This is a genomic window from Halonotius roseus (genome assembly GCF_006861655.1).
Lineage (GTDB): Archaea > Halobacteriota > Halobacteria > Halobacteriales > Haloferacaceae > Halonotius > Halonotius roseus.
The window spans coordinates 108,600-131,605 of sequence record NZ_SESI01000001.1; the positions used below are offsets into that span (position 1 = coordinate 108,600).

Genomic DNA, 23,006 nt, shown 5'->3' on the forward strand with positions numbered 1-23,006 from the left:
CTGCATCCCCGAGCGATATCGACACCGAGAACGGCGGCTATTCATCCGCGAAAAACCGACCGTGAAATCCAAACGGCTCGACGTGCGGCAGGGCGGCCCGTGCTTGCAGCGTTAGCGTCTCGGCATCGAAGACGAGTAGGCTGGTCTGTTCTCGCGCCACGTCGAGTGCGGTCGCCACCACGACACCGTCGTCGATCGCGTCGCCGTCGGGTCGCTGGATCGGGATCGGCTCCTCAAGATACACCGACTCCGCCCACCACTCCTGTGCCGTGCCGTCGTCGCAGTCGACTTTCACCAGCCCGGTGGCACCATCGCGGTCGGTGGCTTGGCCGTAGGCGTAGCGGTGGCGACGACCGACCGCGGCCCGCGGGACACGCGGCAGTTCCATCCCGCCGGCGTACAGCCGTGTCCGAGCGATGTCGTCGCTGGCGGGGTCGATCCGGTATCGTACGAGCCGGCCATCCGGCACGTCAGGGAACCCCTCGCCGTCGAGTTCGGCCATCGACAGCGCGCCGACGATGTCGCTGTCGGGGAACTCGATAAGGTCGAGGACGATCTCGCTTTCGTCCCGAAAGGCGTTGACGTGGTGGAAACAGAACGTCGCCTCGAAGGTCGGTTCGGCGACCAGCTCGCCACTCCCGCGGTCGACAACGAGCAGCCGCGTCGCTCGCTCGGGTTCCCACCGCAACATATCGATCGCGCCCTCCGAAAACGGGTTCAGGGCGCGCAAGATCGACAGCGTCAGCGGCGATTCGACCAGCAGGACGTGGCGGTCGGTCACACTGCAGTCGTGGATGTACGCCGGCCCGCGGGCGTCGATCGAGGTGATCAGCTCCCGACGGCGGCTGTCGCGTGGAATCCGGTAGAGATGGTACTGCGGTTGACGGCCAAACTGGGTCGCAAAGCCGATCAGTTCCTCGTGGTGGGGGTCGTCGACGAGATGGGCCGCGGTGATATGTTCGGTAATGTCGTCGTCGAAAATGAACTCGCCGTGGGTCGCCAGCGTCTCCGGGTCGAACGAAACTCGACGAGGGGCCTCAGTAAGGGCGACGTACTCGCCGTCGATCCTGGCGACATGGACGTTGGCGTTATCGGTCGGCTCCGGCAGACCGAACGACCGGAGGGTATCGAACACGCGCCGCCAGCCGCGGGTGTCGGTACCGAACTGCCCGGTCAGTCGGCCGGCCTCAGCGTCAGCATACGCGTCGCTGCGGAGGAAGCGATTCGAGTACCGTACCGCGCCATCATCGAAGGCATACCGGCGCAGCATCGCCAACCCGTCAAACCAGTGGTTGACGCGCCGATCACCGACGGTGAACCGCCCGGGGCCGTTGCGGATGAGCGTCCCCGAGAGCCACCCGGGGATCGTTCCCTCGATGGGCGGGCGGTAGTCGTCGTACTCGGTCGTGGCTGACCGAAAGCCGAGTGGGGTCGAATCGGCCACACCACATGGTCGGCGAGCCAGCGATATCAACCCTTGGCGGTTCCTGCTCCCTTCCGTGTCGGCAGCAGCCAGTTGACTGCTACCTACAGCACGTCAAGCACGACGATCGACAAATATGCCGACAGAACGTCCAGGGGTCACGCCCACCGGCAACTCACTCGAAATCCCAGATCCCGACCCGCTCTTGCTGTGCGGTCGCTTCGGTCGTGGCGAAGGAGTCCCGAAGCCGGAACTCACTCTCATAGAGCCGCGCGTAGCCGTTTGACAGCAGCAGCGAGTTGAAGTTCTCGCCGTCAACGTAGATGTAGGCCAACAGCCGGCCGTAGCCGCCACGGCGATCCGACTCGGGGTCGACGACGAGCCGAACTTCCGTGCCGGCTAGCGTGCGCTCGGCGAACTCGGTTGCGTTCCCACCCCACGAAACGAGGTGTGCTCGGCCGGCTTCGGTGTCAGGGATCCCCTCGAACTCCCCCGGCGAGACGGTATTTGGCGGTGTTTCCGGCGTATCGACACCGAGGAGTCGAACTGTCTCAGTGGTGCCGTTTGCGTACCGGATCTCAACTGTGTCGCCATCGATGACACGGGTGACCGTGACGTTCCACGACAGCCCTTCGGCCGTCACGACAGGCTCGGCCGTCGGCTCGGCATCCGGCGTCGGCAGCGGGGAAATCCCGCTACAGCCGGCAAGGACGACAACGACAGCGAGCGCGAGGACGACAGCCGCGGCGCGTCGGTGCTGCATACGCCTCATGGTGGCGGTGGTGACAAGAAACGAGCGGCTTCAATCGAGGGCCGTTCGCCCAAGCAGAAAGTACAGCACGATCCCGAGCAGCGGGGCGAGGAAGACGACGATCGCCCACAGGAACGCCGGCTGGCCGCTGTTCTCGGTGGCATCGGCGTACGTCCAGACGATCAAAGCGAGCTGGACAACCAACGTCAGCACTGCAAACACCATGATGAAGAAGGTTGCTGGCCCCGGGAAAGCCAGGACAATGGAGGGCAACATACGCGCATCTGTCGGCGGGAGTCTCAAATCGGTTGTGGTTTGACTCCCGTTCAGCCACGTCGGCAGCTTCAACCAATTTGGGGTTTGTGCGGCCGCTGCACACCCGCTCAACGGTTATGTAGTGTTCCGGCGAAGATAGCCTGTGACCCGCCTTACCAGACGCCACCTCCTCGCTGCAACCGGGATCGCCGCCCTCGCCGGCTGTAGCAGCGGCGACGCCGGCGGCGAGACGCTCTCCGGCCCGCTCGACCTCCCAACGGCCGACGAGGGGTTGCCGCTGCCGACGACCGCCGCCGCCCTCACCGACGAAGCCCGCTCCGGCGGGCCCTCGAAAGACGGCATCCCTTCCATCGACGACCCTTCCTTCATCGAGCCCGACGAGGTCGACTTCCTCGATCCGGGTGATCCGGTGTTCGGCGTTGCCCGTGACGGCGCGACGAAAGCCTACCCCCAGAAGATCCTCGTCTCCCACGAGATCTGCAACGACGACCTCGACGGGACGCCGGTTAGCGTCACCTACTGCCCGTTGACCGGCACCGTCCAGGGGTTCTACCGCGGCAACACCGAGTTCGGCGTTTCGGGCCGGCTCATCAACGCCAATCTCGTGATGTACGACCGGACGACGGAGGCGTGGTGGCCACAGATCCTCGCGACGGCGATCCCGGGGCCTTGGAACGAAAATCCGGAAATTCGGTCGCTTCGGGAATTCCGCCTTATCTGGACGACGTGGGAGGCGTGGCGCGAGCAACACCCGGATACCCACGTCCTCTCGACGGACACCGGCTACGCACAGAACTACGGCCGCGATCCATACGGCTCCTACAACCCTCGCGGCGGCTACTACGACAGCGAGAGCATGCTGTTTCCCGGGCGTGTCGACGACGACCGCTACCACCCCAAGCGCGTCGTGATGGGAGCCCGCACCGCCGACGGCGCGGTCGCCTTTCTCAAGGACGCGCTCCGAGAGCAACGGACGATGATTGGCGACCTCGGCGGCACGCCGGTCGTCGCCGTCTACGACGACCGCTACGACACCGGCTACATCTACCAAAATCCCGACGAGCAGGCGGTCACCGCGGAGGCGGGACAGCTCGCCATCGACGGCTCGACGTACGCACCCGACGCACTCCCGCTGTCGCGGATCCACACCTTCGACGCGATGTGGTTCGCGTGGGTCGGCTACTACCCCGAGACGAACGTCTATGACTGACACACGGCTCGCCCGGCTCGCTGGCGCGCTCTCGAAGACGCGAGCCGCGTCGGCGATGACGCTCCGCCGGCGGGACGGACAACTGGTCTTCGCCGCCGTGAGCACCGCGTATCTCCTCGTGTATCTGTGGGCCATCGGTCATCTTGCCGCCGGGTTGGGCGGTTTCAGCGTCACCGTCGTCGACGACCCGCTGGCGACGCTGCTGCAGTCCGAAGGCACGTTCTCGTTTCGCCCGGTCGCCAGCGTCGTACTCGGCCCGGTCACCTATCTGGCCTCGCTGAACACACTGCTCGGCGGCGCGGTCGCCGCGCTGGTCGGGCTGAACCTCGCAGTCAGTTACCTGGCGTGGCGACAGCCGGCAGCCTGCGGGATCGGCCAGTCCTCATCCGGCCTCGTCGCCGGGATTCCGGCGTTGCTCTCGGGGACGGCCTGCTGTGGCCCGGTCGTGTTGATCGCCGTCGGGATTCAGGCCTCAAGCGCGCTGTTGACCGCGTTTCAGTTTCTGCTGCCGGCGGCCGTGCTCATGCTACTCGGGAGCCTGCTACTGGTCGGCCGACAGATCACTGTTGGGTCGGCGAAACATCCATCAGCCGGTGGGGAGTAGGCGTACAACACCCGAAGCGACAATGAGCAATATCGCCTGCTGCGACGACCACGGCTACTTCGACACCGCAGAGTGCCCCTCTTGCGGAGCGGCCGGAACCCACATTCTCGATGGCTCGACCCGACGACAGATATCAAAATTCCTCAGCGGCGCGTTGCGGCACTTCCCCGAGGATGCCGGACTCGACCTCGACGAGGCCGGCTGGACAGCCCTCGATAGCGTCATCGATCGTGCAAGCGAGAAGTACAATATCGACCGCGAGGCGGTCATCGGCATCATCCAAACCGATCCAAAAGGCCGCTTCGAGGTCGACAACGACCGGGTGCGGGCCGCCTACGGCCACTCGGTCGACGTCGATCTGGAATCCGGTGGGACGCCGGTACCTGACACGCTGTACCACGGCACCGCGCCGGACGCACTCGACTCGATCCACGAGTCAGGACTCAAACCGATGAACCGGCAGTACGTCCACCTCAGCGAGTCGGTCGACGATGCGAAGGAGGTCGGCAGCCGTCATGCGACCGATCCCGTCATCCTGCGGGTCGACGCGGCCGCAATGGGCGACGACGGCCGGACGATCACGAAACGTGGAAAAAGCGTCTACACGACCGACCGCGTCCCACCGCGCTATCTCTCGGAACGCGACTGAACGGGTGTCGTTACCCCGACTCGGCTGTGTCGTCACCCGGATCGTCGCTGTCGTCGCTGTCGTCGTTTTCGGGGGTGTTGGGATCGACATCGCTCCCGTCAGCACCCTCATCGATCGGCGTGAGTCGCACCTGTTCGACTCTCGCCCCGTCGACCGCGGTGACTTCGATCCGGTAGCCGCCCGCAGTGACCGTCTCGCCAACGGTCGGGGAGCCGCCGAGTCGACCGAGCGTCAGTCCACCGATCGTCCCATATGTGGTGTCGAAGTCGACACCAAGCGCGTCGCTGACCTGCTGTACCGAACACGCGCCGTCGACGAGATAGCCGCCGTCGACGTCCGTGATCGTTGGTTCCGGCGTTCGCGCGTCAAAGGCATCCTGGAGGTCGCCGACAACGACCTCGATCATGTCTTCGACGGTGACAATGCCTTCGAGGGTTCCCCACTCGTCGATAACGACGGCGAGTTGGTGGTGTTCATCCTGGAGCAGCGACAGCAGATCGGCGACCGGCATCGTCTCGGGCACGAGCGGGAGGTCGCGGGCCATCTCGCCGGCGGTCATGTCGTCGGTATCCTCAACACTCGCCGCGAGCAGATCCTTCGTATCGATGTAGCCGACGACCGCTTCCTCGTTGTCGGTGTCGTCGATGACGGGGTAGCGCGTGTGGCCGTGCTCGATCACCAGCGAGCGTGCCTCGGCGAACCGCATCCCGGCCGGGACGGTCACGACGTTCGGGCGTGGCACCATCACGTCGCGGGCGGTGATGTCGTCGAGTTCGAAGACGCGTTCGATCATCTCGACTTCCTCGCCGGCAACAGAGCCGTCACTCCCGGCTCGGGCGAGTACCATCCTGATCTCCTCCTCGGAGAGCGTTTCCTCGGTTTCGGAAGCCGCCGGGATGCCGAGCAGCCCGGTAAATCGGTTTGCCGCACCGTTGAAGACGATGAGACCGGGGTAAAACAGGTAGTAGAAGAACTTCATCGGCGGCGCGATCAGCAGCGCGAGCTTTTCGGCCTCGGCGATGGCGACGGTTTTCGGTGCCAACTCGCCGAAAACGACGTGGAGGAACGTCACGACGCTGAATCCGATGGCGACGGCGACGATGTGGAGCGTGCCAGCCGGCAACACCGGTTCCAAGACGGGTTCGAGCAGCGCGGCAACCGCAGGTTCGCCGATCCACCCCAAGCCGAGTGAGGCGACGGTGATCCCCAACTGTGTCGCCGCGAGGTAGTCGTCGAGGCTGTTGACGGCCTCCTGGAGCGTTTTTGCGCCCGGGCGACCCTCATCGACCATCTGCTCGACGGCGGTCGAGCGGATCTTGACGAGGGCGAACTCCGAGGCGACGAAAAAGCCGTTGAGCCCCACCAAAAACAGTGCTGCGAGGAGTCGGCCTGCCGACCACGCGAGTGCTACCATCGGTCGCCTCCGGCAGTGGGCGTATCGGCACTATTCAGGCAGCGACCATCGTCGTGACAGCGTTGCCAACGCGAACGGGACGACTGACGGCGGGGAAACATGGCTCCAGGTTTTTGACGTGTCTACTAAGCCCTGCTGCTTGGGTTGTCGCCGAGTATCGGCTCCGAACTGGGTCGCCCCGGGCCGATCAGATCAGATCAGATCGGATCGAGCACATCGTCGTCGTCGGTCAGCAACTCTTCAGTTTCCTCCTTCCGCACCTCTTCCTGTTTTTCGATGTTCTCCTTTGCTTCGACGGCCTGTTCCTGTAGCTGATCGATTGAGGGGATATCGGTCACATTCGAGAGCAACACGACCGCAGAAAGCGTGTCGGCATCAGGTCGGGGATCATCCCCCGAGAGGACTTCGACGCTTTCGGTCGTCTGTTCGATCCACCGGCGACCGCTCTCGATGCCCTTCCGCGAAATTGCCTCCCCCGGCCCCGACACGATCAGCAGCGAGCGTTCCGCCGAATCGATATCCGCCGGACAGGTAAGCCGTGACTGGACGGCCTGCCTGATCAACCCGTTTACCTTCGTGGCACTGTCCGCACCGTTCCAGTCGTGGGTGCCGTTCGACCGGAGGCTTGAGAGGAACCCGCCCTGTTCGGGAATCCGGTCGCTTTCGGCGTAGGCGATCGTACTCACCCCGTTTTCCGAGAGTGTCCGGCGGATGTCACTCGAATCCATCGCGTTTTCGGAGACCGGCGAGTCATCGATCTCGCCCGCACTGAGTAGTGTGACGACGCGCTTTGCGATCTCCTCGTTGGTGCGGTCGTAGCCGCCTTCGACCGTATCCCCGCTGCCGCGCCAGACGTCGTTATCGAACAGGATGAGATTCGTCGTCGAATCGGCGAACGTCCGAAACGAGCGCGCAGCGTTCAGTACGGCCCGGCCGCCTTCGTCCCGACTGGGGAGCACAGCGAGGCCATAAACCGGTTCGTCGTACTGCTCGCGGATCTGTTCGGCGAGCCGCGGGGCACCGCCGCTTCCCGTGCCACCGCCCAGCCCGGCGACGACGAGAAACGCGTCGATATCGTACACCGGCACGGTATCCAGCGCGCGGTCGATCTCGTGGCGATCCATCTCGGTTATCTCCGCGCCGAGTTCCGGATCGGCACCGACGCCGTGGCCTTTCACGCGGGAATCGGTCTGGCCGATCAGGAACTGGTGTTCCTCCGGGAGGTGTTCGAGTCGGGCGAGATCGACCCGGGCGGTGTTCACTGAGAGTGCTGTTTTGATGAGATCCCGGTTGGTCTTTTGTTCGTACCAGAGCAGTTTGTCGGTTATTTTCCCACCGGCGTTGCCGAAGCCGATCACGGCGAGTTTCATGCGAGACCCCTTAGAACGAACCGACTTTGTACATCAGGGGCTACTACAGCGGCGCGAGTGTAACAACGGCTTACCGGCCGTTTTCTGTCTGTAGGTTGTCGGAGGCAGTCCCCAACTGTCGGACTTAGGTATCTATGCTGCTCACTCCTGTCTACCATCGCGTGAACTCGCTTCGTTCGTTCGCTGACTTTAGACACTCCTTCGTTCCACTCAGTCGTGTCTAAAATAGCGTGAACTCGTTTCACTCGTTCACTGACTTCCGCAACTCCTTCGCTTACGCTCAGTCGTGGCGGAAGGCGTGCGTGTTCGCTTCGCTCACACGCCGCTTTCAGACATTCCTTCACTTCGTTCAGTCATGTCTGAAACAACGCATCCCGGTGAAGACCATCGCCATCCCGTGGTCGTCGGCAGCCTCGATCACGTCCTCGTCGTTGACAGAGCCGCCGGGCTGGATCACGGCCTCAATGCCGGCCTCGGCGGCGGCGTCGATCCCATCCGGGAACGGGAAGAACGCGTCGGAGGCCATGACCGCACCCTCGGCTGATTTGCCTTCGGCGTCGCGCTCGGATTTCTTCGCGGCGAGTTCGACGGCGTCGACACGGGAGACCTGCCCGACGCCGAGACCGACCGTCTCGGTGCCAGTCGCAAACGCGATCCCGTTGGATTTGACGTGCTTCAGGGTTTGCCACGCGAACGACATCGTTTCGAGTTCCTCGTCGGTCGGCTCGCGCTCGGTGACGACTTCGAAGTCTTCAGGATCTGGCGACGCGAGGTCGCGCTCTTGGACGAGCCGCCCGCCAACAATCGGCTTCTCGGTCATCGTCTCCGAGATGTCGCCGAGTTCGCCCACATCGAGGATGCGGAGGTTGTCTTTCTCGGTCAGCACGTCGAGGGCGGCGTCGGTGTAGCCGGGCGCGATGACGACCTCCTTGAAGGAGTCGACGACCTGCTCGGCGGTTTCGGCGTCACAGGTGCGGTTGAGCGCGACGACGCCACCGAACGCGCTCTTGGGGTCGGTGCGGAGCGCGCGGTCGTAGGCGTCGGCCAGCGAGTCCGAGACGGCACAGCCTGCGGGGTTGGTGTGTTTGATGACGGCGGCGGCGGGCTCGTCGAACTCCTTGATCAGATTGAGCGCGCCGTCGGCGTCGTTGTAGTTGTTGTACGACAGCTCCTTCGCGCCCTCGTTAAGTTGTGGTGCGGAGACAACGTTGGCTTCCTCGCAGGTGCCGTCGGCGTAGACCGCGCCGTCCTGGTGGGGATTTTCGCCGTACCGCAGCGTGTCGGCGAGGTCGTCGGCGACGAGTCGTCGCTGTGGGAAGTCGCCGCCGGTGTCGCCTTCGATTTCGACGTTTTCGGCCGCGCGGTCGACGCTGACGCGATCCTCCGCGAACCAGCGAACAGCCCGTGGGTAGGCGGTAAACTCGCCCTCGTAGAGGACGCGATCTTTGAGGTCGTCAACGTCGTCGCCCTCGTAGACCGGTACGGCTTCTTGGGTGACGATGGGGCCGGCATCGACTTCCTCGGTGACGACGTGGACGGTGCAGCCGGTCATGCGAACCCCGGCGTCAAGCACCTGCTCGTGGGCGTCCATGCCGGGGAACGCCGGCAGCAACGAGGGGTGGACGTTGAGCGTCGTCGGCGCGTTGTCGATGAACTCGTCGGTCAGAATTCGCATGTAGCCGTCGAGACAGACGAGGTCGAAATCGTACCCTTCCAGCGTGTCAATGATGCGCTGTTCGTGTGACTCGCGGGATTCGCCGTCCTCGCGGGTGACGACTTCGGTCGGGATGCCGCGCTCGGCGGCCCCCTCGACGACGGGCGCGCCGTCCTCGTTCGTCAGGACGATAGCCAGCTCCGCACCGCCCGGCGCGCGGTCGGCGATATGCAGCAGATTTCGGCCGCGATTGCTCGCTAAGCCGGCGATTTTCACCATATCTCAGCGTTTCTCGGGGCGGGAAAAACAGTTGCGGTCGGCCGTAGTAGCTGACTCTGCGAGGGATTCACACGATATAGTGACGCGATGGTATTCCGAAACAAACGTGCAAGCAGGTTCCTCGGTAAGCCTCTCAGCCACACACCTGGCGGACTGAAAGGGCGAGGTTCTCTCGACGAACCCGGACGACGCAAGCACTGCAGGAGCGAGCGAAGCGAGTGACGAGGAGCGCAGGGAGTCCCGGGAGTCGAGAGATCCGAGGGCTTTCTATACGCGTATTTGTCTCACTCAGATCCGCATCCAAACATTCTGTAGTGGCCCTTCGACACGCTTTTGCGACTGCCACGGGCACCGTCGGCTATGACCGGTCTCTCCCGTAGTGACCCGCTGGCGGCGGTCTCGCCGTTGGACGGACGGTACAGCCGCCGGACGGCTCCCCTCTCGCCGTACGCCAGTGAATCCGGGCTCATGCGCGCTCGCGTGCGTGTCGAAGCCGAATACCTGATCGCGCTCGCCGAGCTCGACGCTGTCGGTCTCGATCTCACTGCCGACGAGGAGGCAGCGATCCGGGCTACCTACGAAGATTTCGACGGCGACGACGCCGAGTTGATCAAACGGCTTGAAGTCGAGGGGGCGGCGGGCTACAGCGCGACGAACCACGACGTGAAAGCCGTCGAGTACTTCCTGCGGATTCGACTGGAGGAGGCCGCCGCGGTCGCCGACGCCGAGCGACTCTACCCGTGGCTCCACTTCGGGCTGACCAGCGAGGACGTGAACAACCTCGCCCACCGGCTGCTGATCAAACCGGCTGTCGAGGACGTGTTGCTGCCGGAACTCCGGGAGATACGCGACTCGCTGACCGACCTCGCCCACGAGCACCGCGATCTCTCAATGCTCGCTCGCACCCACGGCCAGCCGGCGACGCCGACGACCTTCGGCAAGGAGATGGCGGTCTACGCCGCTCGGCTTGGCAAAACGATAGCGCGCGTTCAGGCGGCGACTGACGACCTCGCGGGCAAACTCGCCGGAGCCTCGGGCACCTACGCCGCCCACCACGCCGCGTTCCCCGGGGTCGACTGGCAGGCCTTCGCCCACGAGTTCGTCGCTGATCTCGGGCTCGATCATGCCGCAGTAACGACGCAGGTCAACCCCTGTGACGACGTGGCCGCGCTCTTCGACGCGCTGCGCGGCGTCAACAACGTTCTGATCGATCTGGATCAGGATATGTGGCTCTACATCTCGGATCGCTACCTCGGCCAGCAAACCGTCGACGGCGAAACCGGATCGTCGACGATGCCGCACAAGGTGAACCCCATCGACTTCGAGAACAGCGAGGGCAACCTCTCGAAGGCGAACTCGGATCTCACCTTCCTCGCCGACTACGTGACGACCTCGCGGCTCCAGCGGGATCTCTCGGATTCGACGGTCAAACGAAACATCGGCGCGGCCTTCAGCCACTGTCTGATCGCCTACGGCAAGACGCAGGCCGGCCTCGGCAAGATCGTCCCCAACGAGGCGGTGATGACTGACGACCTCGAATCGACGCCTGAAATCATCGGCGAGGCCGTCCAGACGATCCTCCGTCGGGAGGGTGATACCGATGCCTACGAGCGCGTGAAGGAACTGACCCGCGGCAAGCAAGTCACCATCGAGGATTTCTACGACCTGTTCGAATCACTCGATGTCGACGACGACGTTCGGGAAGAACTGCTGGCGTTGACGCCGACTGGCTACACCGGTGTTGCCAGCGATCTTGCAGAGAGTACGGAGTAAGAAGCCGAGCGCGCTGCGTCTCAGGGGCTGTGGGCGTGGGCGACGACGACAGAGGAGTCAGCATCCTGTTGGACATCAGTCGAGGTTGAGCCGAAGACAAACCGCTCCAAGGGGCCGACAGTCGGCGCGCCCATCACCGTCAGATCGTAGTACTCCGACTGCTCGATGATGGCATCAGCCGCCGAATCAGCCTCATAGAGCCAGGTGTCGACGTTCTCAAACTCGCCCAGCGCGGTCGACGCCGTCGCCAGGATCTGTTCGCCACGCTCGCGGCTCGCCGCCCCCTCAGTTTCGACCACGTGAAAGAGATCGATCGCCGCGTCGTTGGCGGCAGCGATCGCCCGAGCAGTTTCGACCGCCAGCTGGCTGTGACGGCCGCCGGCGATCGGCACGAGGATCGACGCCAGCGTCTCGACATCGCCGCGGTTGTCGACGGTGAGCACATCTGTCCGATCGGCCAGCCGCTCGGCGTCGGTACCGCGGAGCCCCGAGAGCAGCGATGGCCGCGACTCGCGTTCCATCACGAGGGCCGAGGGGTTCCGTTGATCGACCGCAGGTTCGACATCGCTCGCCCCGGCGACAGCGGTGGCCGACTGGCTGTATGCGTCGCGGTGATCCGCCGGTAGTTGGACATCGTCAGCCGGGGGTGTGGTGGTCGACTCCGCAAGAAGCAGTTCGGTGTCCCGGACGGTCGCCATGGCGTGGGCGACCATCGCGCCACGCCGCGCGGCTGTCTCGTCGCTGATGTGGCCGACAAGACATGGCCCGTGGCTCTCAGTTGTTGGTGTCGACCCGGCGTCGTTGACCGCGATCATGGCTCGCAATGACGCCTGCTCGGATATAAATTCCACTGACCGTTCACGAGAAATGATGATTTACTAATATATGTAGGAGCTGTGTACGATCCAGAATTACTGTCAATCTGTGCAAAATTTCGGGAGATAACTGTGTGATCAATCAACGAATAGCTCGTTATAACCAGGTACTTACGTACGGCCCATCCTGCGTGTATCCCAGCTTCTCGCGGTAATACTGCCGGACGCCGATCCCGGAGATCACGCTGAGCTTCTCGAAGCCAGCGTCAGCCGCGAGCTCCTCAGCCGTCTCAAGCAGTCGGCGACCGTAGCCGCGGTGTTGCCAGTCGGCCTCGCCGGCCGGCTCGCCGATCCCGGCCTCGCTCCCGTAGACGTGGAGTTCCCGGACGATGGCCGCGTTCTGTAGCTCCCGGCGCACCGGGTCGTTCGGGAACCGCAGCCGGCAGAACCCGATCAGGAGGTCTTGTTCGGTATCCTCGTAGCTGATGAAGTGTTCGGTCCCGCCGCAGGCCTCGTAGGTGAGCACGTCGCGCTCGATATCGTCGGGGTTGGGATCGGCTTCGTTCATGCCGACCTCGCGGGCGCGGATATCCCGGCATTCGATGCCGTTGTCGTCGGCGTACTGTTGGGCCAACTGCCGGAGGTTCGACTTCCAGACGCCGGCGTCGATGAAGTCCGCGGGGATGTCCCGCTGAACGCGCTGGAGGCGGGTGTATTTCGGGATCATCCCCATGATCTCGCCGATGAGTTCGGCGGCCTCCTCGTTTTGCAGCGGTTCGTACTCGCCGCGTCGCCACATGTCGTAGGTGAGTGTGTCGCGGACGACAATGGTGGGATAGATCTTGAGGTAGTCGGGCTTGTAGTCGGGATTCGAGAACAACTGCCGGAAATCCTCCAGACACATCTCCGTGGTCATGCCGGGTTGGCCGGGCATCATGTGGAAGCCGACTTTGAACCCCGAATTCCGCAGCCGGCGGTTGGCGTCGATGGAGGCTTGGTTGCCGTGGCCGCGGTGCATCTCGCGGTTGATTCGCTCGTAGGTCGTCTGAACGCCGACCTCGACTTTCGTCCCACCGAGATCGAGCATGCGGTCGATCTGCTCGGGATCACACCAGTCAGGCTTGGTCTCGAAGGTGGTGCCGATGTTGCGGATGTCGCCGGTCTCGTTTTCGGCGATCACATCTTCGAGATATTCGAACTCATACTCCTCGGGATCCTGCGCGAAGCTTTCGCCCTCGGCGGCCGCGGGCTCGCTGTCGAGGTCGTAGTCGTTCAGGGCTTGGAGCGCGCGCTTGACGAACCACTCCTGGTAGTCGTGGCTGCGGGCGGTCATCGTCCCGCCCATCAGTATTAGTTCGACTTTGTCGACCGGGTGGCCGATGGTACGGAGTTGGTGGAGGCGTAGCGTCACCTGTCCATATGGGTCGTAGTCGTTCTGTTCCCCACGGGCGGCGGCGGGTTCGTGGCCGGTGTAGCTCTGCGAGGAGTCGAACTCGCTGGCCGGGCCGCCAGGACAGTAGAGACACTTCCCGTGGGGGCACATGTGCGGAGAGGTCATGATCGCCACCGGCGAAACACCCGACGCGGTGCGGACGGGCTTGCGCTTGACGACTGCTTTGACCGTATCGCGGTGTTCCTGTGGGGCGTACGACAGCAGCTCCGTGTTCTTTGGGACTTTCGGCGCGGAAAACTCCGAACAGACATCCAGCTTCGCGGATTCGAGGTCGTCGCGCTCGATCTCGCCATCGATGATCCGGGCGACAAGCTCCTCGCAGGCCTGTTGGAACGCGGCGGACTCGCCGGCAGCCTCGCCGTCAGCGGATTCGGAGCTCACAGCGACACCTCCGGTCGAGTGGGTTGCATTACCTCTTGGTGGTTGCGTTCGGCGGTTAAGCGTGTCGCTCGGCGATCTCGAACGGTCTTCCAGTACCGCACCGTCTACTCGGGGGGCTCCTCAGCTGCCTGCTTGATGACGAACACCGGCACCTCAGCCTTGTCGACAACGCGCTCGGAGACGCTGCCGAGCGATCGGAGTTTTTCCCGTGGCGTCTTGCCGTCGGTACCGATGACGATCACGTCGATGTTTTCCTCGGTGGACTCCTTGACGATCTCCTTATCGGGCGTGCCGCGCCGGACGGTCGTCTCGACAGCCAGCCCCTCCTCGGCGGCTGCATCGGCGACCTCCTCGACAGCGGCTTCGGCGTCGGCGGTCAACTCGGCGTCGACACCCTCGCGGTCGTCATCACCGGCGGCCTGTACCGAGCGGATATCGACGACCGACAGCGCGCGAACGGTTGCGTCGTTGTCGGCGGCCATCTTCAGGGCGTGCGGAAGCGTTCGCTGAATGGTCTCGCTGCCGTCGGTCGGCACCAAAATCGTCTCGTACATAGCTGTTCATAGAGTGGGTGGCCGCTTAATTTCATCCCCTTCATTCGGGCGTCGTGGTCGTCGCCCGCGAACCGCCACGGGCGGCAGCAGCGACTCAGTTGAACTGGCTGCGGCCGGCACTCCCCGAGACCTCGGCGAGATCGGCGTACACTTCGGCGATACGGTCGCGGATCTGCCGGCCGGCAACTCGTGGATCGAAGCGATCCTTGTTCGGGGCCCACTCCACGTCGTTGAAGAACGTATCGCGGTGGTCGTCGACGCCCTCAGGCGGCACGATCTCGTCGGGCTCCTCTCGGTAGAGATCGAAGGCCGTGCGGGTGTACTCGTACTGATACCGGGTGTCCTTGTTGACCTTACAGATACCGTGGGTCAGCATTTCCTGGAGTTGGTCAGGCTGGACACCCGAAGAGCCATGCAGCACGAGCGGCGTATCGAGCCCGTGATCGCGCAAGGCGGTGCGGATCTCCTCGGTCAGATCAGGTTTGAGTTCGAGGTCTTTCCCCTTGGCGACGCCGTGTTGGGTGCCGACCGAGATCGCCAACAGATCACAGCCCGTGCGGTCGACGAACTCGACGGCCTGCTCGGGATCAGTGTAGAAGGCGTTCTCGGAGACGATCTCGTCTTCGACGCCTTTGATCTTCCCGAGTTCGGCCTCGACGAGGATGTCCGCATCGGCGTCGTCGACCATGTCGACGACCTGCTTGCTGCGGGCGACATTCTCCTCGAACTCCTCGTGGGAGGCATCGATCATGATCGAGGAAGGGATCTCCAACTCGACCTGTCGCTGGATGGTGTTGAGGTCGGTCTGGTGATCCATGTTGAGGAAGACGCCGATATCGTACTGGGCGGCGATGCGCTCGATGTAGTTGCCCATCACTCGCAGCCCCGCGATCGGGTCGCCGTTGCCGGCGAACGTGCAGGCCCCGTTGCTCATCTGGAGGAGAAGGTCGGAGTCGGCCTGTGCCGCCCCCTGAATCAGCCCGATCATCGTGTTCGGCTCGGCGATGTTGCTTGCGATCAACCCAAAGCCCGAATCGAGTGCGTCGTCGTACACCGTTCCCAGTTCGGCTCCACCGTAGAAGGTCATGCCTACCGTGTTTCGAGGCGACTAAGATAAATCCCGCCGTCTCCCGAGAATCGAATGCCGGACAGTAGATACACAGTGTGCGAGAGACGCACATCGTCGGTCAACACGGTATTAGTGGCAAACTTTACTAAGTAGAAGAAGCTACTCACAACTATGCCGACCTCGGTGAAGATGGACGACGAGACGAAATCCCGATTAGAACGGCTGCAGGCGGAACTCCGACTCAAGACCGGGAACCGAGTTACCCAACAGGAGGTTCTGGCACGGCTCGTCGAGGATGCGATCGAATCGAAAGCCGATCTCGTTGATTCGTTTCGGGACAAGCGTGTACCTGTCTCCGATGACGACCGCGAGGCGTTTCACGACGGCATGGTCGCATCCGGCAAAGCAACGTCCGAGGAGGACATCGACGACATCCTGTACGGATGAGTGTCTTCGTCGATACCGGCGTCTTTTTCGCCCATCACGACACCGACGCCGACCGCCACGCGGACGCCGTTGCTGCCCTTGACGCGGTGCTCGATGGTGAGTACGGACAGCCGTATACGAGCGATTATGTGCTCGACGAGACAGTAACGCTCACTCGCGTCCGCACTAACTCATTCGGGGCGGCCGAAACCGTCGCTGAACGGATCCAGGGTAAACCGCCGCATCCTGACGTGATCGAGCTACTCCACGTCGAACCTGATGATGTGACGGCAGCGATGGCGACGTTTCGGCGGTACTCGGATCACGAACTCAGTTTCACTGACGCGATGACGATCCACCTCTGTGAGTCGCGGGGTATTGATACGGTACTGAGCTTCGATGCTGATTTCGACGGCCTGATCGACCGTATCGACCCGATAGCGTGAGCAGCTGGCAGATCATCATTTGGTTCACTCGCGCGAGCGAACGCGAGCGCGAGGCCGACGACTGAGCGGAACGAAGTGAAGCGAAGGAGGAGTGCTTTTGCTCGAGCTTTTACCGAGCGAGCCGCAGGCTCGCGGGGCGTAAAAGGTCGATGTCGCCCGGAACACTAACGCCCGACCTCATCCTATGGCGGCGTGCCTCGTCGGTCGGGAAACCCTCGTGCCGGGCGGCTGTCGTCGCGGCCGACAGCGGGCCGTCTGTACCGTGCCTGGGTTCGCCGGACTGTCATCGCTCCCAAGTAGGTGGGCTCGGCCGGGGACTTGTGGCACGCGGCTGTAGTTCGGCAGGCGGTCGACTTACCCCTTCCGCTGTTAGTTCTCGATGAGCTTGGGCTCCCGGTCTCACAGCCGCGTCGCCCCGAGACGGAGTACAGCGTTGTCGCCGCGGCCGGCGGCCTGCTGGTCGTTTTTGCCGTGGCTCCGATTGGCTTGCTGACCGTTGGCGACCTCGACAGCGGAACTGGCGTTGCGGTGCTCGTGATCGCCGTACCGTTTCTGCTTCCGTTGGTTGGGGTGGTGGTGTGGGCTGGCTTGTCATGCATCTGATCGAACTATCGGGTGTTGAAAACGCGCGTTTGAGTCTTCACCGTGTATATAAGCCGCCTCGATAAACGGGGTACTGAGATGAAGCTTGAGGAGTTCACCGAATCAAACGCACCGAAACCGGGCGGCGACGGATTTCAACTGGAGAACCCGAAGCTGCTTGATATCAACGTCGATGACACCGTCATGGTCAAAGCCGGCTCGATGGTCGCCTACACGGGCGATCTCACCTTCACCGGCAAATCCTCCGCGGAGGGCGGCATCACCGGCTTCGTCAAGGAGGCGGTCTCCAGTGAGGGAACCCCGATCATGGAAGCCGAGGGCTCGGGCCACCTCTACGTCGCCGAACAGGAAAAGAAGATCCAGGTGCTGGAGCTGGACGCCGACGACTCGATCTCGGTCAACGGCAACGACATCCTTGCCTTCGAGTCCCGCGTCGACTACGAGATCAACACGGTCGGCGGGCTCTCGGAGGCTATCGCCGGCGGCCTCACAAACGTCTATCTCTCCGGGCCCGGAACGGTCGCACTGACGACTCACGGCGATCCGCTGGTGGCGACACCGCCGATCACGACCGATCCCGATGCGACCGTCGCCTGGAGCACGAACCTTTCGCCGTCGATCGGCACCAACAAAACGATCGAGATCGGCCAGCAGTCCGGTGAATCCCTTCAGATGAACTTCACCGGCTCGGAGGGGTTCGTCGTCGTCCAGCCCTACGAGGAAGGCGGCCAGCCGGCCCAACAGCAGTAGCCCGCCGGCCAGCAGAGCGACCCACTTGTCCCCGGCGACGACCGTGTGAGCTTCACCAACGACCCAGACAGATCGACGCACTGCGTCGGGAATCCGACCGACTTATATATGTGAGACGGTTTCGCACGGCAATGACAGTCTCTGTTGGCATTCTCGGTGCAACAGGCGCGGTCGGACAGCGATTCATCCAACTGCTTGATGGCCATCCAACCTTCGAGATCGACGCGCTCACCGCCAGCGAATCGAGTGCCGGGAAACCGTATCGGGAAGCCGCCAAATGGCGCGCCGACTCGCCGATCCCCGAGGACGTAGCCGAAACCGTGGTCGGCAAAACGCACCCTGACGACGTTGGCGACGACATCGACTTGCTCTTTTCGTCGTTGCCGTCGGGCGTCGCCAGCGAGGTCGAACCCGAGTTCCTTGAGGCGGGCTACGTCGTCTCCTCGAACTCCTCGAACGACCGCATGGCCGAGGACGTGCCGCTGACGATCCCCGAGATAAATCCGGGACACCTCGATCTGATCGAGGTGCAGCGCGACAACCGCGGCTGGGATGGCGCGCTCATCAAAAACCCGAACTGCTCGACGATCACGATGGTGCCTACGCTCGCCGCCCTCGACGCTGAGTTCGGCCTCGACCGCGCCGACGTGACGACGCTGCAAGCGGTCTCGGGAGCCGGCTACTCCGGCGTCACGTCGATGGAGATCATCGACAACGCCATTCCGCATATCGGCGGCGAAGAGAACAAGATGGAGACCGAATCCCGCAAACTGCTGGGTTCGTTCGACGGCGCGGAACTCTCCTTACACGGTGCGAGTGTCAACGCCTCCTGTAACCGGATTCCAACGCTCGATGGACATCTCGAAAGCGTCTTCGTCGATCTCGACGACGCGCCGACGCCCGACGAAGCCCGCGACGCCCTGGAGTCGTTCCCAGGTGTTGACCTGCCGAGCGCGCCCGACCAACTCATTCACGTCTTCGGCGAGGATCAGCCCGACCGCCCACAGCCCCGACTCGACCGGAACCGCGACAACGGGATGGCGATCTCCGCGGGTGGCGTCCAGCCGACCGATACCGGCCTCAAATACAACTGTCTCGCCCACAACACGCTCCGCGGCGCGGCGGGCGCGAGCATCCTGAACGGCGAGCTATTGCTCGAAGAAGGCTGGATCTGAGAACAGTCGGCAGTCAATAGCGGCAGTGGCTCTCAGCTACGTCGCGCTGTCGTCGCTGGAGTCGTTTTTCTTGTTGTCGTTATCCGTTTCGTTGGCCTCCGCATCGGCGGCCTGCTCGTCGAGTTGGGCCTCGATCGCCTCCGTTTTCGCCTCCAGCTTCTCGGTCGCCGCTGAGACCTCCTCGCTGACAGTCTCCTCGACGGCCGCTTCGACGGTCTCCTCGACCCGTTTGGCGACCTCTTCGCCGACGGTTTCCTCAACTGTCTTTTCGACCTCGTCGCCAACCGTCTCTTCAACGGTTTTCTCGACTTCCTCGCCGACTGTTTTCTCGACGGTCTTTTCGACCTCATCACCCACCGTCTGCTCGACGGTTTTGGCAACCTCGTCGCCAACCGTCTCCTCGACAGTTTCTTCAACGGTTTCCTCGACGGTGTCGCTAACACCGTCGTCGACGGTCTTGCCGACGGTCTCTTCGACCGTCTTCTCGACGGTGTCGCCGACCTCCTTCTCGACGGTCTCTTCGACCGTCTTCTCGACGGTGTCGCCAACCTCTTTCTCGACCGTTTCGCCGACCGTTTTCTCAACCGTTTCACCGACCGTTTTCTCGACGGTCTTCTCGACGGTGTCGCCGACTTCCTTTTCGACCGTTTCACCGACCGTTTTCTCGACGGTGTCGCCGACCTCCTTCTCAACCGTTTCGCCGACGGTTTTCTCGACGGTTTCGGCGACCTCTTTGTCGACGGTTTCCTCGACGGTCTTTTCGACAGCTTCGGCGACCTCCTGTGTCATCCAGTCGGGATCAAACCGGGCCATCTTCCAGACAACGTGAACCGTATACGACAGCAGCACACCGATACCGAAGGCGACGCCGGTTTGGGTGCCGACGACGACGAGCAACACCACGGCCAGCGAGATCAGGATCCCGAAGGCCATGTCGACAGCGAAATCGACGCGGTTCGGTTTCATGACTGTCCCCCGATGTAGCAAATGTAGTTCGACATACCATCGCTACTCGGCCGGCGGGTTTAGTTGTCCCGTCACGGCCCAACGGTTTACATCGGTGCGGGCGATACGAACCCGTATGTACGTCCGCGATGGAAAACCCCGAGATGAGACGTGGCTCCGTGAGGGGATCGAGGCGATGGGGCTTGCGACGGCGACGATTCAGCCGGCGGAGTACGTGATCGCGGCCGACGAGAGATCCAACGACCGGGCGGGCTTCGGCCGGCTTCGCGTCCATTCCGGCGAACCGGCGGTCGGCGAGCTAACCAGTGTTGGCGTTCGCAACCCCTGGCGCGGGCAAGGCGTTGGGGCCCACGTTATCGAGCGACTGGTGACCAAAGCCGGCGACGCCGGGTGTGAGACGGTCTACATGCTGACCGACGAGCCAGGGTATCCGGCACAGTTCGGCTTCGAACAGCGGGCCATCGAAACCCTTCCGGAGCCACTGGTCGATCGACAGACCGAAAAACAGGCTGCGGCCGATGGCGATGTCGTGGCCCTCGCCATCGATGTCGACGACTTTGAGATGCCGCCCGAGCGACGGGAGGCGTTCAAAACGGCTCGCCCGGCCGGCGACGAGCCGACCATCGAATCCGAGGATTTCGGCATCGACGCCGAGGGGGCGACCTACAAGTACGATACGGGGCGTTGAGACGGGCGAGCCTACCGGTCGTCGAGAAAGTCCGTGCTAAACACGATGTAGGTCAACACCGTGGTAAACAGGATCGGCGGGAGCTGGGCGAACGCCCACAGCGGTTCGAGCCCGAAATTGAGGATCAACACCGCGTTGCCGACGCCGAGGGCGAGAAACGGCAGCGCGTAGAGGGCCGCCTGCCGACGGTTGCGGGAGTCACCGCTGACCGCGTCTGTGGGTGGCTCCGAGCCCGCCGTCGGTGTTGTCTCCGAACCCCTCACCGTCGACGACTCCGAGCTCTCGGTCTCACCGGTCGGCGGTGCCATGGCTCTTTGTAGGGGCCGACGGGTAAAAAGCGGGCGTCTTTCAGTTCGGCTCGTGATCAAACCGCGAGGCCACCGACACCAGCCCGTAGAGCACCCCGATCGCCAGCGCGATAACCCCCATCCCGTACAGCGTCATCGCCCCCGGCGAGATCGGCACCGTCAGGAGACCGAAGGGTTCGATGGCATCGAGCCCGCCACCGCCGTTGGCACCGACAATAAAGCCGAGTACGCCGCCCAACGCGACCATACCGATCCCTAATCCCAGGAGGATACGCCGGCCAACACCGGTGTCATCGGATGCAGTCGTCACACGCCCGTTAGGGACTGCGCCGAATAGAGCCTTTCTGTCCGGCCGTTGGGGTCATGGCGATCGATACGAGGATCATGACGGCAGCGACCCCGGCACCAACACCGAGGCCTGCAAGCAGGGGGATCGCCAACCACCAGCCGGCGGCTGTCCCGCCGGCAACCGAGGCTGGCATCGCGGCCAACAACCCATCGTAGCGGGTCAGCGACGGTGGTCTGTGCATGTTGATCACCCATGTCGCCTGCTAATTAAATATTATTATTCGGTGGATCGACGCCAAGCTATTTGCCGGTCGGCCGTCCCTGCCCGGTATGGACGACCCGTTAATTGAGCGCGCACGCGACGCGCTCGCCGAGGCCTATGTGCCCTACTCCGAGTACCGCGTCGGGGCCGCACTCAAAACGGCCGACGGTACAGTATTTACCGGCTGCAACATCGAGAACGCCAACTACTCCAACAGCCTGCATGCCGAGGAGGTGGCGATCGGGGCGGCGGTGTCGGCGGGCCACCGGGAGTTCGATCGACTGGCGGTCAGCTCCGGGGTGCGAGATGGCGTCACCCCCTGTGGGATGTGCCGACAGACACTCGCGGAGTTCTGTGCGGACGACCTCACGATCGTCTGTGATCTCGGCGACAGCGAGGTCGCCACCTACACCCTCGGGGAATTGCTCCCCGAGACGATCTCGGCGTCAACGCTGGCGGACGCGGACGCCCGCGGCGAAACGGAACCACCACACGATGCCGAGGAATCGTCATGACAGACGACGACACCTCACCCGAGACGAGAGACAGCGAAGATCCCAACACCGAACGCCAATACCACCTCGAAGTCACCGACGACGACGTTGCCGACAGCGTCCTGCTGCCGGGCAATCCAGATCGACTTGAGAAGATCACCGACGTGTGGGAGTCGTCGACTGAGGTCGCCAGCCACCGGGAGTACCGCACCGCAACCGGTCGGTATCGGGAGACGCCGATCTCGGTCACCTCCACGGGGATCGGCGGCCCCTCGACAGGTATCGCCGTCGAGGAACTCGCCCGTGTTGGCGCGGAGACGCTGATCCGTGTCGGCTCCTGTGGCACCGTCCGGCCCGACATCGCCGTCGGCGACCTCGTGATCACCTCGGGGGCGATGCGTGGCGATGGGACGAGCGAGGAGTATATCGACGAGAGCTATCCAGCGAGTGCGGACTACGAGGTGATCGCGGCGTTGGTCGCCGCCGCCGAGCGACTGGAATATGAGTACCACGTCGGCGTCACCCTCAGCACCGACAGCTTCTATGCCGGCCAGGGGCGGCCCGGTTTCGAGGGCTATGAGGCACCCGGCAGCGACGAGCTCCTAGAAACGCTCAAAGCGGCCAACGTCGCCAACATCGAGATGGAGGCCGCAACGCTGCTGACGCTGTCGAATCTCTATGATCTTCGAGCGGGGGCGGTGTGTGCCGTCTACGCCAACCGCGAAACCGGCGAGTTCGACACGGTCGGCGAAAGAGCGGCGGCCGAAACCGCGAGCCTCGCGGTCGCGCTGCTGGACGAGATGGACGCCGCAAAATCGGACGCCGGCGTCGACCGCTGGCATCCCGGCCTCACAATCGAGTAACGCGGCCGGAAACACAGCGCGGCAGCGTTCCAAAGCCGCTTTATCCGAGGGCCCCAGAGGCA

General features: G+C 63.3%; 25 protein-coding genes. 11 read left to right on the forward strand and 14 right to left on the reverse strand.

What is annotated here, in order from left to right; genetic code table 11:
• Positions 1-37: 37 nt before the first annotated feature.
• From EWF95_RS00585 to EWF95_RS00595, 3 genes are all read right to left on the reverse strand, one after another.
• The gene (locus tag EWF95_RS00585) at positions 38-1,444 is read right to left on the reverse strand and encodes a carotenoid oxygenase family protein (RefSeq protein ID WP_142442048.1); all 1,407 of its coding nucleotides are present in this window, start codon (positions 1,442-1,444) and stop codon (positions 38-40) included.
• 154 nt (positions 1,445-1,598) lie between these two features.
• The gene (locus tag EWF95_RS00590) at positions 1,599-2,186 is read right to left on the reverse strand and encodes a thermonuclease family protein (RefSeq protein WP_142442049.1); all 588 of its coding nucleotides are present in this window, start codon (positions 2,184-2,186) and stop codon (positions 1,599-1,601) included.
• 39 nt (positions 2,187-2,225) lie between these two features.
• Entirely contained in the window at positions 2,226-2,450 is a 225-nt protein-coding gene (locus tag EWF95_RS00595; protein ID WP_142442050.1) for a PLDc N-terminal domain-containing protein, read from the reverse strand.
• A 142-nt stretch (positions 2,451-2,592) separates the two neighbouring features.
• On the opposite strand from EWF95_RS00595, the gene EWF95_RS00600 reads away from it, so the two are divergent.
• Genes EWF95_RS00600 through EWF95_RS00610 form a run of 3 tightly spaced genes read left to right on the forward strand, consistent with a single transcriptional unit; the run spans position 2,593 to position 4,913 of the window.
• Positions 2,593-3,660, forward strand: coding sequence for a DUF3179 domain-containing protein (locus EWF95_RS00600; RefSeq protein ID WP_142442051.1), 1,068 nt, complete (start codon positions 2,593-2,595; stop codon positions 3,658-3,660).
• Positions 3,653-4,264: a hypothetical protein gene (locus EWF95_RS00605; protein WP_185911651.1), complete on the forward strand. Its 612-nt coding sequence runs from the start codon at positions 3,653-3,655 to the stop codon at positions 4,262-4,264. The genes EWF95_RS00600 and EWF95_RS00605 overlap by 8 nt, the downstream gene beginning before the upstream one ends.
• 22 nt (positions 4,265-4,286) lie before the next feature.
• Positions 4,287-4,913: an RNA 2'-phosphotransferase gene (locus EWF95_RS00610; RefSeq protein ID WP_142442052.1), complete on the forward strand. Its 627-nt coding sequence runs from the start codon at positions 4,287-4,289 to the stop codon at positions 4,911-4,913.
• Between the two features lie 10 nt (positions 4,914-4,923).
• Here EWF95_RS00610 and EWF95_RS00615 read toward each other — a convergent pair whose 3' ends face one another.
• From EWF95_RS00615 to purH, 3 genes are all read right to left on the reverse strand, one after another.
• Complete coding sequence (locus EWF95_RS00615) at positions 4,924-6,327, reverse strand: hemolysin family protein (protein ID WP_142442053.1); 1,404 nt, start codon at positions 6,325-6,327, stop codon at positions 4,924-4,926.
• A gap of 197 nt (positions 6,328-6,524) precedes the next feature.
• Positions 6,525-7,697 carry a tubulin/FtsZ family protein gene (locus EWF95_RS00620; protein ID WP_142442054.1) on the reverse strand — a complete coding sequence of 391 codons (1,173 nt, stop codon included), beginning with the start codon at positions 7,695-7,697 and terminating at the stop codon, positions 6,525-6,527.
• A gap of 349 nt (positions 7,698-8,046) precedes the next feature.
• Positions 8,047-9,630 (reverse strand): bifunctional phosphoribosylaminoimidazolecarboxamide formyltransferase/IMP cyclohydrolase, encoded by a 1,584-nt coding sequence (purH, locus tag EWF95_RS00625; protein ID WP_142442055.1) that lies wholly within the window; start codon positions 9,628-9,630, stop codon positions 8,047-8,049.
• A gap of 360 nt (positions 9,631-9,990) precedes the next feature.
• Here purH and purB point away from each other — a divergent pair, with 360 nt between their 5' ends.
• A complete protein-coding gene (gene purB / locus EWF95_RS00630) occupies positions 9,991-11,403 on the forward strand; it encodes an adenylosuccinate lyase (protein WP_142442056.1) in 1,413 nt (470 codons plus the stop codon).
• Between the two features lie 20 nt (positions 11,404-11,423).
• Here purB and EWF95_RS00635 read toward each other — a convergent pair whose 3' ends face one another.
• The 4 genes from EWF95_RS00635 to fba all read right to left on the reverse strand — a co-directional run bounded on the left by EWF95_RS00635 (position 11,424) and on the right by fba (position 15,693).
• Positions 11,424-12,218: a universal stress protein gene (locus tag EWF95_RS00635; RefSeq protein ID WP_142442057.1), complete on the reverse strand. Its 795-nt coding sequence runs from the start codon at positions 12,216-12,218 to the stop codon at positions 11,424-11,426.
• Between the two features lie 157 nt (positions 12,219-12,375).
• Entirely contained in the window at positions 12,376-14,052 is a 1,677-nt protein-coding gene (locus EWF95_RS00640; RefSeq protein ID WP_142442058.1) for a tRNA uridine(34) 5-carboxymethylaminomethyl modification radical SAM/GNAT enzyme Elp3, read from the reverse strand.
• Between the two features lie 104 nt (positions 14,053-14,156).
• Positions 14,157-14,606: a universal stress protein gene (locus EWF95_RS00645; RefSeq protein ID WP_142442059.1), complete on the reverse strand. Its 450-nt coding sequence runs from the start codon at positions 14,604-14,606 to the stop codon at positions 14,157-14,159.
• A gap of 94 nt (positions 14,607-14,700) precedes the next feature.
• Positions 14,701-15,693 (reverse strand): class II fructose-bisphosphate aldolase, encoded by a 993-nt coding sequence (gene fba / locus EWF95_RS00650; protein WP_142442060.1) that lies wholly within the window; start codon positions 15,691-15,693, stop codon positions 14,701-14,703.
• A gap of 153 nt (positions 15,694-15,846) precedes the next feature.
• Here fba and EWF95_RS00655 point away from each other — a divergent pair, with 153 nt between their 5' ends.
• From EWF95_RS00655 to asd, 4 genes are all read left to right on the forward strand, one after another.
• Positions 15,847-16,122, forward strand: coding sequence for a hypothetical protein (locus EWF95_RS00655; RefSeq protein WP_185911652.1), 276 nt, complete (start codon positions 15,847-15,849; stop codon positions 16,120-16,122).
• On the forward strand, positions 16,119-16,547 hold the full coding sequence (locus EWF95_RS00660) for a type II toxin-antitoxin system VapC family toxin (protein ID WP_142442061.1): 429 nt from the start codon (positions 16,119-16,121) through the stop codon (positions 16,545-16,547). Before EWF95_RS00655 ends, EWF95_RS00660 begins: the two co-directional genes overlap by 4 nt.
• A gap of 681 nt (positions 16,548-17,228) precedes the next feature.
• Positions 17,229-17,900, forward strand: a complete 672-nt coding sequence (locus EWF95_RS00665; protein ID WP_142442062.1) for an AIM24 family protein — start codon at positions 17,229-17,231, stop codon at positions 17,898-17,900.
• Between the two features lie 131 nt (positions 17,901-18,031).
• Complete coding sequence (asd, locus tag EWF95_RS00670) at positions 18,032-19,075, forward strand: aspartate-semialdehyde dehydrogenase (RefSeq protein ID WP_142442063.1); 1,044 nt, start codon at positions 18,032-18,034, stop codon at positions 19,073-19,075.
• 36 nt (positions 19,076-19,111) lie between these two features.
• Here the strand turns inward: asd and EWF95_RS00675 are convergent, their stop codons facing one another.
• Positions 19,112-20,041 carry a hypothetical protein gene (locus tag EWF95_RS00675; RefSeq protein ID WP_142442064.1) on the reverse strand — a complete coding sequence of 310 codons (930 nt, stop codon included), beginning with the start codon at positions 20,039-20,041 and terminating at the stop codon, positions 19,112-19,114.
• Between the two features lie 115 nt (positions 20,042-20,156).
• Between EWF95_RS00675 and EWF95_RS00680 the strand changes: the two genes are divergently transcribed.
• Positions 20,157-20,729 carry a GNAT family N-acetyltransferase gene (locus EWF95_RS00680; protein ID WP_142442065.1) on the forward strand — a complete coding sequence of 191 codons (573 nt, stop codon included), beginning with the start codon at positions 20,157-20,159 and terminating at the stop codon, positions 20,727-20,729.
• An 11-nt stretch (positions 20,730-20,740) separates the two neighbouring features.
• Here EWF95_RS00680 and EWF95_RS00685 read toward each other — a convergent pair whose 3' ends face one another.
• The 3 genes from EWF95_RS00685 to EWF95_RS00695 are packed head-to-tail and all read right to left on the reverse strand — an operon-like array spanning position 20,741 to position 21,567.
• Entirely contained in the window at positions 20,741-21,037 is a 297-nt protein-coding gene (locus EWF95_RS00685) for a hypothetical protein (protein WP_142442066.1), read from the reverse strand.
• 40 nt (positions 21,038-21,077) lie between these two features.
• On the reverse strand, positions 21,078-21,347 hold the full coding sequence (locus EWF95_RS00690; protein ID WP_142442067.1) for a DUF7520 family protein: 270 nt from the start codon (positions 21,345-21,347) through the stop codon (positions 21,078-21,080).
• 7 nt (positions 21,348-21,354) lie between these two features.
• A complete protein-coding gene (locus EWF95_RS00695; RefSeq protein ID WP_142442068.1) occupies positions 21,355-21,567 on the reverse strand; it encodes a hypothetical protein in 213 nt (70 codons plus the stop codon).
• Positions 21,568-21,655: 88 nt separating this feature from the next.
• Here EWF95_RS00695 and cdd point away from each other — a divergent pair, with 88 nt between their 5' ends.
• Positions 21,656-22,102 carry a cytidine deaminase gene (gene cdd / locus EWF95_RS00700; RefSeq protein ID WP_142442069.1) on the forward strand — a complete coding sequence of 149 codons (447 nt, stop codon included), beginning with the start codon at positions 21,656-21,658 and terminating at the stop codon, positions 22,100-22,102.
• On the forward strand, positions 22,099-22,944 hold the full coding sequence (locus EWF95_RS00705; RefSeq protein WP_142442070.1) for a nucleoside phosphorylase: 846 nt from the start codon (positions 22,099-22,101) through the stop codon (positions 22,942-22,944). Before cdd ends, EWF95_RS00705 begins: the two co-directional genes overlap by 4 nt.
• The last annotated feature ends 62 nt before the right edge of the window (positions 22,945-23,006 follow it).